12 protein-coding genes are annotated in these 11304 nt (G+C 75.2%); 5 read left to right on the top strand and 7 right to left on the bottom strand.

Features of this window, described 5'->3' with window-relative positions:
• Nucleotides 1-39: 39 nt before the first annotated feature.
• Nucleotides 40-1020 (bottom strand): NAD(P)/FAD-dependent oxidoreductase, encoded by a 981-nt coding sequence (locus tag SZN_RS31300; RefSeq protein WP_007502912.1) that lies wholly within the window; start codon nucleotides 1018-1020, stop codon nucleotides 40-42.
• A 76-nt stretch (nucleotides 1021-1096) separates the two neighbouring features.
• Between SZN_RS31300 and SZN_RS31295 the strand changes: the two genes are divergently transcribed.
• The 5 genes from SZN_RS31295 to SZN_RS31275 all read left to right on the top strand — a co-directional run bounded on the left by SZN_RS31295 (nucleotide 1097) and on the right by SZN_RS31275 (nucleotide 5494).
• Nucleotides 1097-1669, top strand: coding sequence for a helix-turn-helix domain-containing protein (locus tag SZN_RS31295; RefSeq protein WP_007502911.1), 573 nt, complete (start codon nucleotides 1097-1099; stop codon nucleotides 1667-1669).
• Between the two features lie 110 nt (nucleotides 1670-1779).
• Complete coding sequence (locus SZN_RS31290; protein WP_007502909.1) at nucleotides 1780-2757, top strand: NADPH:quinone oxidoreductase family protein; 978 nt, start codon at nucleotides 1780-1782, stop codon at nucleotides 2755-2757.
• Nucleotides 2754-3941 carry an acyl-CoA dehydrogenase family protein gene (locus SZN_RS31285; protein ID WP_007502906.1) on the top strand — a complete coding sequence of 396 codons (1188 nt, stop codon included), beginning with the start codon at nucleotides 2754-2756 and terminating at the stop codon, nucleotides 3939-3941. The genes SZN_RS31290 and SZN_RS31285 overlap by 4 nt, the downstream gene beginning before the upstream one ends.
• Nucleotides 3938-5020: an acyl-CoA dehydrogenase family protein gene (locus tag SZN_RS31280; protein ID WP_007502904.1), complete on the top strand. Its 1083-nt coding sequence runs from the start codon at nucleotides 3938-3940 to the stop codon at nucleotides 5018-5020. The genes SZN_RS31285 and SZN_RS31280 overlap by 4 nt, the downstream gene beginning before the upstream one ends.
• Nucleotides 5021-5299: 279 nt before the next feature.
• The gene (locus SZN_RS31275) at nucleotides 5300-5494 is read left to right on the top strand and encodes a hypothetical protein (RefSeq protein WP_007502902.1); all 195 of its coding nucleotides are present in this window, start codon (nucleotides 5300-5302) and stop codon (nucleotides 5492-5494) included.
• 3 nt (nucleotides 5495-5497) lie between these two features.
• Here the strand turns inward: SZN_RS31275 and SZN_RS31270 are convergent, their stop codons facing one another.
• The 6 genes from SZN_RS31270 to SZN_RS31245 form a co-directional block, all read right to left on the bottom strand.
• A complete protein-coding gene (locus SZN_RS31270) occupies nucleotides 5498-6679 on the bottom strand; it encodes a phosphodiester glycosidase family protein (protein ID WP_007502900.1) in 1182 nt (393 codons plus the stop codon).
• Between the two features lie 140 nt (nucleotides 6680-6819).
• A complete protein-coding gene (locus SZN_RS31265) occupies nucleotides 6820-7179 on the bottom strand; it encodes a DUF779 domain-containing protein (protein ID WP_007502898.1) in 360 nt (119 codons plus the stop codon).
• Between the two features lie 73 nt (nucleotides 7180-7252).
• Nucleotides 7253-7888, bottom strand: a complete 636-nt coding sequence (locus SZN_RS31260) for a DedA family protein (RefSeq protein WP_007502896.1) — start codon at nucleotides 7886-7888, stop codon at nucleotides 7253-7255.
• 87 nt (nucleotides 7889-7975) lie between these two features.
• Nucleotides 7976-9253, bottom strand: coding sequence for a sugar ABC transporter permease (locus tag SZN_RS31255; protein WP_007502893.1), 1278 nt, complete (start codon nucleotides 9251-9253; stop codon nucleotides 7976-7978).
• Nucleotides 9250-10023, bottom strand: a complete 774-nt coding sequence (locus SZN_RS31250) for an ATP-binding cassette domain-containing protein (protein ID WP_007502891.1) — start codon at nucleotides 10021-10023, stop codon at nucleotides 9250-9252. The genes SZN_RS31255 and SZN_RS31250 overlap by 4 nt, the downstream gene beginning before the upstream one ends.
• 58 nt (nucleotides 10024-10081) lie before the next feature.
• On the bottom strand, nucleotides 10082-11170 hold the full coding sequence (locus SZN_RS31245) for a sugar ABC transporter substrate-binding protein (protein ID WP_007502890.1): 1089 nt from the start codon (nucleotides 11168-11170) through the stop codon (nucleotides 10082-10084).
• Nucleotides 11171-11304: the final 134 nt, after the last annotated feature.

Below are 11304 nucleotides of genomic sequence, written 5' to 3'. Positions count from 1 at the left end.
TCCCCGGCCGCGGGCGGGCCGCGCGTCCTCGCGGCCGGGTCAGCCGGCGGACACCGCGTCCAGGTCCGCCATCAGCAGTTCCCCGTTGATGACGGCCCCGGCCCGGTAGCCGCCCGACGCCGCGTTGACGACCTGCTCGGCGAAGCCCGCCGCGTTGCCCGCCGCCCAGACTCCGGGCACGGAGGTGAGGCCGGTCGGGTCCACCACCGGGTACGCGCCGAACGGGGTCTGCTGGAACTCGGCGCCCAGCTTCTCCAGGAGCCCGGTCCGCGGCACCGCGCGCGGCGCGACGAACAGCGCCTGACGGGGGTGCACGGAGCCGTCCGCGGCCAGGCGCACCCCGGTGAGCCGGTCGTCCTCGACGACGAGCCCGGCCACCTCGCCGGGCACGACCTTCACCCCGGCCGCCGCGAGCCTGCGCAGGTCGTCGCCGGAGAGAGCGGACTCGGCGACCCGGTGCAGGAAGAAGGTCACGTCCTTCGACCACTGCGTCACCATCAGCGCCTGGTGCACGCCGAGCGGGGTCGTCGCCAGCACGCCGAAGGCCCGGTCGCGGACCTCCCAGCCGTGGCAGTACGGGCAGTGCAGCACATCCCGGCCGAAGCGCTCGGCCACGCCCGGGACCTCTGGCAGCTCGTCGCGCAGCCCGGTGGCCACGACCAGCCGGCGGGCCCGCACCGCACGCCCGCTCGCCAGCGCGACCGTGAAGTCCCCGCCGCGCGTGACGTCCACGGCCCGGTCCCGGACCAGTTCCACGCCGTAGCGGGCGATCTCCTCGCGCCCGGCCGCCAGGAACTCCGCCGGGGCCACGCCGTCGCGGGAGAGATAGCCCTGCACATGGGCGGACGGCGCGTTGCGGGGTTCGCCCGCGTCGACGACCAGGGTGCGGCGCCGGGCCCGCCCCAGGACCAGGGCCGCGGACAGGCCGGCCGCGCCGCCTCCGACGACGACCACCTCGTACCGCTCGCCGCCCCGGTCGTCGGCCCGCCCGTGGTGCCGCTCCTCGTACTGCTCGGTCATGGTGACCACCTCCGCGACGACCGTCGCCCACGGCGGCGGGATTGACAAACGCGTTTGCCGATTCTGCAATACAGCCATGAGTACCGACGACGTTCTCGCCGAAGTGGGCCCGCGGCTGCGCAGGCTGCGCAAGGACCGGGAGGTGACGCTGACGGCGCTGTCCGAGACCACCGGCATCTCCGTCAGCACCCTGTCCCGGCTGGAGTCCGGGCTGCGCAAGCCCAGCCTGGAGCTGCTGCTGCCGATCGCCCAGGCGCACCAGGTGCCGCTGGACGAACTGGTCGGCGCGCCCGCGGTCGGCGACCCGCGGGTGCGCTCGGCGCCGCTCGAACGCCACGGGCGCACCTTCTGGCCGCTGACCCGGCAGCCGGGCGGGCTCCAGGCGTTCAAGATCCTCGCGCCCGCCCGCCGGGAGGAGCCGGAGCAGCGGACCCACGAGGGCTACGAGTGGCTGTACGTGCTCTCCGGGCGGCTGCGGCTGGTGCTGGGCGAGCACGACGTGGTCCTGGAGCCGGGCGAGGCGGCCGAGTTCGACACCCGGGTGCCGCACTGGTTCGGCTCGACGGGGGAGGGGCCGGTGGAGTGCCTGAGCCTGTTCGGCCCGCAGGGCGAGCGGATGCATGTGCGGGCGCGTCCCCGGAAGGCGTGACGGAGGCGGCCGGTGTGCGGCACCCTGTTCCCTGATCGGCAAGCGACCGCTTAGTATGCGAACCGGACCCGGTCGGACGCAGCAGCCCCGTTACCCCGTGGAGGCCCCGGATGCAGGCATGGCACGTGCACGAGAACGGCGAGCCGGGCGAGGTGATGCGCCTCGCCGAGACGGCCAGGCCCACGCCCGGCGACGGCCAGGTCCTGCTGAGGGTGCGGGCCGCGAACATCAACTTCCCGGACGCTCTGCTGTGCCGGGGCCGGTACCAGATCACCCCGCCGCTGCCGTTCACCCCGGGTGTGGAGATCTGCGGGGAGACCGAGGACGGGCGGCGCGTCGTCGCCACCCCCGCGCTGCCGCACGGCGGCTTCGCCGAGTACGCCCTCGCGGACGCCGCCGCCCTGCTGCCCGCGCCCGGCACGCTGGACGACGCGGAGGCCGCCGCCCTGCACATCGGCTACCAGACCGGCTGGTTCGGCCTGCACCGCCGGGCCGGCCTGCGGGCGGGCGAGACCCTGCTCGTCCACGCCGCCGCCGGCGGGGTCGGCAGCGCGGCCGTCCAGCTCGGCAAGGCGGCCGGAGCGCGGGTCGTCGGCGTCGTGGGCGGCGCGGGCAAGGCGGCCGTGGCCAGGGAGCTGGGCTGCGACGTCGTCGTCGACCGGCACACCGAGGACGTCGTCGCGGCCGTGAAGGACGCGACCGGCGGCCGGGGCGCCGACGTGGTCTACGACCCGGTCGGCGGCGAGGCGTTCACGCAGTCGGCCAAGGCCGTCGCCTTCGAGGGCCGGATCGTCGTCGTCGGCTTCGCCGGCGGCACGATCCCCAGCCCGTCGCTCCACCACGCCCTGGTGAAGAACTACGCGATCCTCGGCCTGCACTGGGGCCTGTACGCCACCAGGAACCCGGAGCTGGTCCGGCACTGCCACGAGCGGCTCACCGAACTCGCCGCCGCCGGGGCGATCACGCCGCTGGTGAGCGAGCGGGTGCCGCTGGCCGGGGCCGCCGCCGCCGTCCAGCGCGTCGCCGACGGGGTCACCACCGGCCGGGTCGTGGTCGTCCCGGCCCGGCGCAACGGAGCCGCCGCATGACCGGCGACGCAGCCGGACTCCGGCGCCGCACGGCCGCGTTGCTCGCCGCGCACCCGCCGGCCGGCACCGGCCGCCTGGACTTCCTGCGCGCCCGCTTCGACGCCGGCCTCGCCTGGGTGCACTTCCCCGAGGGCCTCGGCGGTCTCGGCCTGCCCCGCTCCCTCCAGGCCGTCGTGGACGCCGAACTGGAGGCCGCGGGCGCCCCCGGCAACGACCCCCGGCGCATCGGCATCGGCCTCGGGATGGCCGCCCCGACGATCCTCGCGTACGGCACCGAGGAGCAGAAGCGGCGCCACCTGCGGCCGTTGTGGACCGGCGAGGAGGTCTGGTGCCAGCTCTTCAGCGAGCCGGGCGCCGGGTCCGACCTCGCGGCGCTCGGCACCCGCGCCGTCCGCGAGGACGGGGGCGACTGGGTCGTCAACGGGCAGAAGGTGTGGACCTCCAGCGCCCACCTGGCCCGCTGGGCCATCCTCATCGCCCGCACCGACCCGGACGCGCCCAAGCACGCGGGCATCACCTACTTCCTGTGCGACATGAGCGACCCCGGCGTCGAGGTCCGGCCGCTGCGCCAGATCACCGGCGAGGCGGAGTTCAACGAGGTCTTCCTGACCGATGTCCGCATCCCCGACTCCCGGCGCCTCGGCGGGATCGGCGACGGCTGGAAGGTCGCCCGGACCACCCTGGACAACGAGCGCGTCGCCATCGGCGGCATGCGGCTGCCGCGCGAGGGCGGCATGATCGGCCCGGTCGCGCGGACCTGGCGCGAGCGGCCGGAGCTGCGCACCCACGAGCTGCACCAGCGGCTGCTGACGCTGTGGGTGGAGGCCGAGGTCTCCCGGCTCACCGCGGAGCGCCTGCGCCAGCAGCTCGTCGCAGGCCAGCCGGGACCCGAGGGCGCCGGGATGAAGCTCGCCTTCGCCCGCCTCAACCAGGAGATCAGCGGCCTGGAGGTAGAACTCCGGGGCGAGGAGGGCCTGTTGTACGACGACTGGACCATGCGCCGGCCCGAACTCGTCGACTTCACCGGCCGCGACGCCGGATACCGCTATCTGCGCGCCAAGGGCAACAGCATCGAGGGCGGGACCAGCGAGGTCCTGCTCAACGTCGTCGCCGAGCGGGTCCTCGGCCTGCCCGCCGAGCCGCGCACCGACAAGGACGTCGCCTGGAAGGACCTCGCCCGATGAGCACCCAGCCCGACCTGCTGTACTCCGAGGAGGAAGAGGCCCTGCGGGCGGCCGTGCGGGACCTGCTCGCCGACCACTGCGACGCGGCCGGTGTCATCGCCCGCACCGAGTCGGACGCCCCGCACGACGTGGCGGCCTGGAAGGCGCTCACCGACGGCATGGGGCTCGCGGGCCTGCTGATCCCCGAGGACCTGGGCGGCCAGGGCGCCTCGCACCGCGAAGCCGCCGTCGTCCTGGAGGAGTTGGGCCGGGCGGTCGCCCCGGTGCCGTATCTGACCAGCGCGGTCGTGGCCACCGAGGCGCTGCTGGAGTGCGGGGCAGGCAACCTGCTGACCCGGCTGGCGTCCGCGACCCGAGTCGCCGCGCTCGCGGTCCCCCTGAGCACCGCGGCGGGCCACGCGCACCCGGCCGTACGGCGCGAGGGCGGCGTCCTGCGGGGGAGGCTGACCGGTGTCGCGGACGCCGTGGCCGCCGACGTCCTGCTCGTGCCCGCGGACGACGGCGGGCTGTACGCCGTGGACGCCGCCGACGTGACGCTCACCCCGCAGTCCTCCCTGGACCTGACCCGCCCGCTGGCCTCGGTCACCCTCGACGGGGTGTCCGGCCGCCTGCTGGGGGACGCGGGGCCCGCCGTGCGGCGGGCCCTGCGGGCCGGGGCCGGGCTGCTCGCCTCCGAACAACTCGGGCTCACCGAATGGTCGCTGACCGAGACCGTGCGCTACCTGAAGGAGCGCAGGCAGTTCAACAGGCCCGTCGGCGGCTTCCAGGCCCTCAAGCACCGGCTCGCCCAGCTGTGGCTGGAGGCCGTGAACCTGCGCGCAGCCGCCCGCGGCGCCGCCGACGCGCTGGCGACCGGCGAGGACGTGGACGTGGCGGTCGCCGTCGCCCAGGCGTTCGCGGCGCCCGTCGCCGTGCACGCCGCCGAGGAGGCCGTCCAGCTGCACGGCGGCATCGGCATGACGTGGGAGCACCCGGCGCATCTGTACCTCAAGCGCGCCAAGGCCGACTCGATCGCCTACGGCACGGCGGGCGCCCACCGCGCGGCCCTGGCCGAGCGGATCGACCTCCGCGCCCCCTGACCGGCCCCCGCGACGACCGCGCGCGTCCCGCCCGGCCTCGGGGGCGGGACGCGCGGCGGTCCGCGGCCCGCGCCCCGCCCCGTGAGCAGCGGCAGCCGCACCACCCCGACTGGCCTCCCGCGCCAACTGGCCCGCCGCGGACGGCTTCCCGGACGCCGGACCTCCGCGACATCACACGTTCGGAGGACAGGTCAGCCGCCCGGACGAACCCCCCGCTACGCCACACTTGCCGCCGAACGCCGTGAACCGGGCGAGTCGGCGTGGCGGAGGAGGTTGACGATGGCCATTTCCATCTCAGTGGTGCTGCTGCTGTTCATCCTGGCGGTGATCTTCGTACGCAACGGCGGGCTGAAGATCACCCACGCCCTGGTGTGCCTGCTGCTCGGCTTCTATCTGGCGAGCACCAGCATGGCGCCGACCATCAGCAGCGGACTCACGGCCACGGCGGACATCGTGAGCAGCCTCAGACCGTGAGGCTCAGCGCGCCGAGAAGACCCCGATGCCGTTCGGCACGGGCCGTTCCGCGCCGCCGGAGGGGTGGTTGCGCACCGACACCGCAGCCGCCCCCGGCTCCCTGGCCACCAGCGTCGAGGACCCGCCGCCGTCCAGGCCGAAGGCGTCACGCGCGCCCAAGTCCCGCATGAGGGAAGCGACTTCCGCGACGGTCAGACCGCTCCGGTACGCGGGTGCGCCGTCCAGCGCGAGCAGCAGCAGACGCCGTCCGCCGTCCGCGACGCCCACGGCCGTGCGCACGGCCGAGACCCGGTCGTCGAGGCCCGGCAGCGGTCTGCCGTCGTCCAGCACCGGACAGCCGCCGAGCGCGAAGCGGTACGGGACCCGCGACGACGCCGGCACCAGCCGGTGCCGGACCGCGACCGGTTCGCCGACGAAGAACCTCCGCAGCAGCCGCGCCCCCTTCTCCCGGCCCACGAGGACCGTCGTACCGCGGGCGATCGGGCCGGTGCCGGGGGTCCGGGCCGTGGAGGCGACCCGGCCGCGCCGGACCGTCACCTCGAAGGTGTCGGCGCTGCACGGCGCCGCCCGGTCGGTGTCCGTGCCGCAGGTGGCGCGGACCCGGGAGGCGCTGCCCCAGGCCGCGGTGAACGCGCCGACCGAGCCCACCGGCAGGGCGTACTGGTTCAGTCCGCGCAGCGGCAGCCGCCCCTCGGGCGTGCGCACCGAACCGCTCAGCCGCAGCGCGCCGAGCCGGGCCCGGCGGTCGACGCCCACGCCGAAGACGGCCCGGGTGCCCGTGCCGGGCGGCAGCGCCGGACCGAACCGCTGGCCGTCGGGCACCGCCCCCTTCAGCGCCCGGCCCCGCGCGACGGCAGGTCCCACGCTCGCCCCGGTCGCCTCGACGCCCGGGTGCTGCGCCTCGCCGATGTTGAAGAAGTCGCCGTTCACGCCCGCGACCGCGCCCCGCGCGGCGGCCTGCCGGGACAGGGGCGCCCGCGCCGCCACCGCACCCGGGTACAGCAGATCCAGACGCACCCGCGGCTCGCGCAGATCGACGCCGAGCAGATGCGCGCGCGCCGTGCCCCTCGCGGCCGGGATGTCGAACCGCTCGTACACCACGCCCGGCGCGATCGGGGTGACCTGCCGCGCGGCGCCGGCCGGTGCCGCCCCCGCCAGGGCCGCACCGGCCGGCGCGGCGAGCACCGCGAGCAGCGCGAGCGCCGTCCGGACCGGGCCGAGGCGTCTTAGGCGTCTTCGGCGAGGCGTCACGGTTCCCCCTGAGGTCGCGTCACACGGGCAGGACTCGGGGGGAAGTCCACCAGACGGCGACGGCCCGAGGGCCCCTAACCGCCGACGACGCGGGAACGGATCAGGAAACGCACTCCCTCGGGTGCCTCCAGGGAGAAGCCGCTGCCCCGGCCCTCGACCACGTCGACGATCAGCCGGGTGTGGCTCCACGCCGCGTACTGGCCGCGCGACATCCAGAACGTCACCGGCTCCGCCACGCCCTCGACGTCCAGCTCGGCGAGCAGCACGTCCGAGCCGCCGGTACGGAACTCGCCCGCGGGATAGCACATGGGCGCGCTGCCGTCGCAGCACCCGCCCGACTGGTGGAACATCAGCGGACCGTGCATCTCCCGCAGCCGCCGCAGCAGGTCGCCGGCAGCGGGGGTGAGCTCGACACGCGGGGTCTCCTCGTCCATGCGCCCAGGGCACCACGGGCGACGTTGCGAGAGGGTTGCAGCCGCGCCCGGGGTCGGCCGTGCCGCGCCCGCCTCAGCGGTCGTCGTGCTTGTCGCGGCGGGACGCCGTCAGCAGCGGGAGCATCGGCAGCAGGGAGACCACGACGACGACGGCGACCAGGAGCAGCAGGTAGTTCTCGATCCCGGGGACCGAGGAGCCCAGGGCGTACCCGGCCAGGACCAGGGTCTGGGACCAGAGCAGACCGCCGACGACCTGCCAGAGGGTGAAGGTGCGCACGGGCACGCCCAGCGCGCCCGCGGCCGGGTGCAGGACCGTGCGCACCAGGGGGACGAAGCGGCCGATGACGAGGGCCTTGCCGTAGCCGTAGCGGGCCAGCAGCCGTTCGGCGCGGGCCGCCGCCTCCCGCAGCCGCCGCCGGTCGGGGCGGGCCAGCAGGGCGCGCCCGCCGTGCCGCCCCAGCAGGAACCCGACCTGGCCGCCGGCCACGGCCCCGACCGCCGCGCACAGCATCACCTGCCACAGCACCAGGCGGGGCTCCTGGCCGGCGCTCGCCGCGCACAGCACCCCGGCCGGGAACAGCAGCGTGTCACCGGGCAGGAAGAAGCCGACCACCAGCAGACCCGACTCGGCGAAGACCACCGCGAGGACGCCCAGGGCGCCGAAGGCGGCCAGCACCGAGCCGCCGTCCAGCAGATTGACCGCGAGCAAGGTCCTCACCTCCCGGCCGCCGTCCTCGGGTGCCTCCCGTCCAGCATCGCGTGCGCGCGGGCGGCCCGCCCGCCCCGGCCGCCCGCGTCAGGCCCGCCCGTACGCCTCCTGGGAGCGGCGCGAGAGCGCGTCGATGACCACGGCCGCGAACAGCACCCCACCGGTGATCATGAACTGGACGGCGGCCGGGGTGTCGGTGATCGCCATGCCCGAGGCGATCGACTGGATGACGAGCATGCCCAGCACCGCCGACCAGGTCGAACCGCGTCCGCCGAACAGGCTGGTGCCGCCGATGACGGCCGCCGCGAGGGCGTTCAGCAGCAGCACGCCCGTGCCCGAGCTCTGGCTCACCGAGGTGATGCGCGAGGCCAGGAACAGCCCGCCGATCGCGGCCATCGTGCCGGACACCGCGAGGACCGCCGTCTGCACCCGGGTCACCCCGAGACTGGCCCGCCGGGCCGCCTCGACGCCGCCGCCCAGGGCGTACACCTGCCGTCCGTAGCGGGTGCGCCGCAGCACGGTGTCCAGGCCCGCCACCACCACGAGGAAGATCAGCAGGGCCAGCGGCAGTCCCTGGAACCGGTTGAGGACGAAGGCGGCGGCGAACGCGACCACCGCGAGCCCGGCCGCCCGCGCCACGACGAACCGCAGCGAGCGGTGCGGCATCCGCGCGGCCACCCTGCGCCGCATGTCCTGGTACGGCACCAGGAAGACCAGGGCGACCGCCAGCGCCGCCACCGCGTAGGCGACGGCGTCCTGGGTGAAGTAGTAGCCGGTCAGCGCGGCGACGAGCCCGTTCGCGTCGAGGTTGATCGTCCCGCTGGAGCCCAGGACGTAGAGCATGAGGCCGTTCCAGGTGAGCAGTCCGGCGAGGGTGACCACGAAGGCGGGCACCCGGGTCCGGGCGAACGAGTACCCCTGCACCGCGCCCGCGGCGGTGCCGGCCAGCACGGCCACGATCACCGCCAGCCACTCCGGCACGCCGTTGTTGACGTTGAGGACGGCGAAGACGGCCGCCGCGAGCCCGCTGACCGAGCCCACCGACAGATCCAGTTCGCCCAGCAGCAGTACGAAGACGATCCCGACGGCGATCATGCCCGTGCCGACGATGTCCACGCTGAGGTTGGACAGGTTCCGCGGGGACAGGAAGCTGTCGTCGAGGGACTGGAAGGTGATCCAGACGATCGCGAGGACCACCACCACCGGCAGGGAGCCCAGCTCGCCCGCGCGCAGCCTGCGCCGGGCGAAGGCGCCCCAGCGCTCCAGGGAGCGGGCGAGGGCCGGGCGGCGGGGCGCCGCGCGGGCCCCGGAGGCGGGCGACGGCCCGGTGCGCGATCCGTCCGCCGTGTCGGGGGTCCCTTTCACCACGCCGCCTCCTGGTGGGTGTGCCGGCGGGGCGCGTTCTCCGTGGCCCCGGTGACGGACGCGATGATCTGCTCCTGCGACGCGGTGTTCACGTCGAAGAAGCCGTTGTTGCGGCCGAGCCGCAGCACGGCGGCCCGGTCCGCGAGGGCCTTGACGTCACCCATGTTGTGGCTGATCAGCAGCACGCCCATGCCGCGGTCGCGCAGTTCGTCCACGAGGTCCATGACCTCGGTGGTCTGCTGGAGTCCGAGGGCCGCGGTCGGCTCGTCCAGCAGGATCAGCCGGGGGTCCCCGAGCAGCGACCGGGCGATGGCGACCGTCTGCCGCTGGCCGCTCGACAACGACACGACGGGGGCGCGCAGTTCCGGCACGGCCCTGGTCAGCCGCTCCAGCAGCCGCTGGGTGCGGCGCTCCATCTCCATCTCGTCCAGGAAGCCGTACCGGCGGATCTCGCGGCCCAGGAAGAGGTTGCCGACCACGTCGAGGTTCCCGCACAGCGCGAGGTCCTGGTAGACGGTGGCGATGCCCAGCTCCCGGGCGTCGCCCGGCCGCCGGACGTGCACCTGGCGGCCCTTCCACTCGATGACGCCCCGGTCCGCGGGGGCGACCCCGGAGATCACCTTGACCAGGGTGGACTTGCCCGCGCCGTTGTCGCCGAGCAGCGCGACGACCTGGCCGGCGCGGATCTCCAGGTCGATGTCCACGAGCACCTCGACGGCGCCGTAGCGCTTGCACACCCCGTGCAGCGCGAGCAGTGGGGGAGCGGACACGGAATCGGCCTCCTTCCCCGGTCGGGTCGGGTCGGGCCGCGGCGGTGGCCGGGCCGGTTCAGGTCAGTCCGGCCGCGGCGCACGCGGCCTTCAGGGCGGGGGTGCAGATCTGGTGGACCGTGTAGACGCCGTCCCTCACCACGGTGCTGTCGATGTTCCCGACGGTCACCGACACGGGGCGGAGCATCACCGCGGGCACCCGTCCGCCGCCGCGGGTCGTCACCTCGCCGCCGGCCGTCCGGCCGAGCGGCTCCCCCCGGGCGGCGGCCACCGCCATGGCGGCACCCGCCGCGGCCTCGGGCCCGAACGGCTTGTACACGGTCATGTACTGCTCGCCGCCGACGATGCGGCGTACGGCGCCGAGTTCGGCGTCCTGGCCGGTCACCGGGGGCAGCGGGGCCACCTTGTTGGCCTTCAGCGCGCTGATGCTCCCCGCGGCCAGGCCGTCGTTGGCCGCGTAGACGCCGTCGATGCCGTCGACGCCGAGGGCCGAGACGGCCCCGTTCATGTTCTGGTTGGCGACCTCGGGCCGCCACTGGAGGGTGTCGTAGGACTTGCGGATCTCCACCTTGCCGTCCAGCACGGACAGCGCGCCCCGTTTGAACAGCACCGCGTTCGGGTCGCTGGGGTCGCCGTTCATCATCACGATCCGCGCGCCGGGCACCTTGCCGCCCATCGCCGTCAGCAGGGCCCTGCCCTGGAGGCGGCCGACCTCCTCGCCGTCGAAGGAGACGAAGCCCGAGACGGGGCCCTCGGCCAGGCGGTCGTAGGCGATGACGGGGATCCCGGCCTCGTCCGCCTTGCCGACCGAGGGGGCGAGCGACCTGGCGTCCACGGCCACGAGCAGGATCGCGTCGACCCCCTTGGAGATCATCGACTCCATCTGCTGCTGCTGGGTGAGGACGTCGCCCTTGGCGTTGTCGGCCTCGACCGTGCAGTCGGCGCACCGGTCCTTGATCTCCCGCTCCAGCAGCGGCCGGTCCTGGGTCTCCCAGCGCGGCGTGGCGGTGGCCGGCAAAAGGACGCCGATCCTCGGTCCGCCCGACGCCTCGGAGGCGCTGCCGCTGTCCGTGGCGCAGGCCGCGAGCATCACGGCCGTGCCCGCCGCGAGGGAGACGAGGGACGCGTTCCGGATGCTGGCCTTCACGGGAGGGACCTCCCTCGTCCGTCACCCCGCCCGGTGCCGCCGGCGGCCCGGCCGCGGGGCACGGCGTCCGGCCCGCTCACGTGCCGCGCCGGCGGGACGCGCGGCCGGTGGCCGGCGGACCGGCGGACGGCCGC

Source organism: Streptomyces zinciresistens K42, assembly GCF_000225525.1.
In the GTDB taxonomy this organism is placed as follows: Bacteria; Actinomycetota; Actinomycetes; order Streptomycetales; family Streptomycetaceae; genus Streptomyces; species Streptomyces zinciresistens.
This window is presented reverse-complemented; position numbering and strand designations above follow the sequence as displayed.

Excerpts from the sequence above, each read along its gene's own strand:
- SZN_RS31300 (WP_007502912.1), bottom strand. The coding sequence starts at position 1,020 with ATGACCGAGCAGTACGAGGAGCGGCACCACGGGCGGGCCGACGACCGG.
- SZN_RS31295 (WP_007502911.1), top strand. The coding sequence starts at position 1,097 with ATGAGTACCGACGACGTTCTCGCCGAAGTGGGCCCGCGGCTGCGCAGG.
- SZN_RS31290 (WP_007502909.1), top strand. The coding sequence starts at position 1,780 with ATGCAGGCATGGCACGTGCACGAGAACGGCGAGCCGGGCGAGGTGATG.
- SZN_RS31285 (WP_007502906.1), top strand. The coding sequence starts at position 2,754 with ATGACCGGCGACGCAGCCGGACTCCGGCGCCGCACGGCCGCGTTGCTC.
- SZN_RS31280 (WP_007502904.1), top strand. The coding sequence starts at position 3,938 with ATGAGCACCCAGCCCGACCTGCTGTACTCCGAGGAGGAAGAGGCCCTG.
- SZN_RS31275 (WP_007502902.1), top strand. The coding sequence starts at position 5,300 with ATGGCCATTTCCATCTCAGTGGTGCTGCTGCTGTTCATCCTGGCGGTG.
- SZN_RS31265 (WP_007502898.1), bottom strand. The coding sequence starts at position 7,179 with ATGGACGAGGAGACCCCGCGTGTCGAGCTCACCCCCGCTGCCGGCGAC.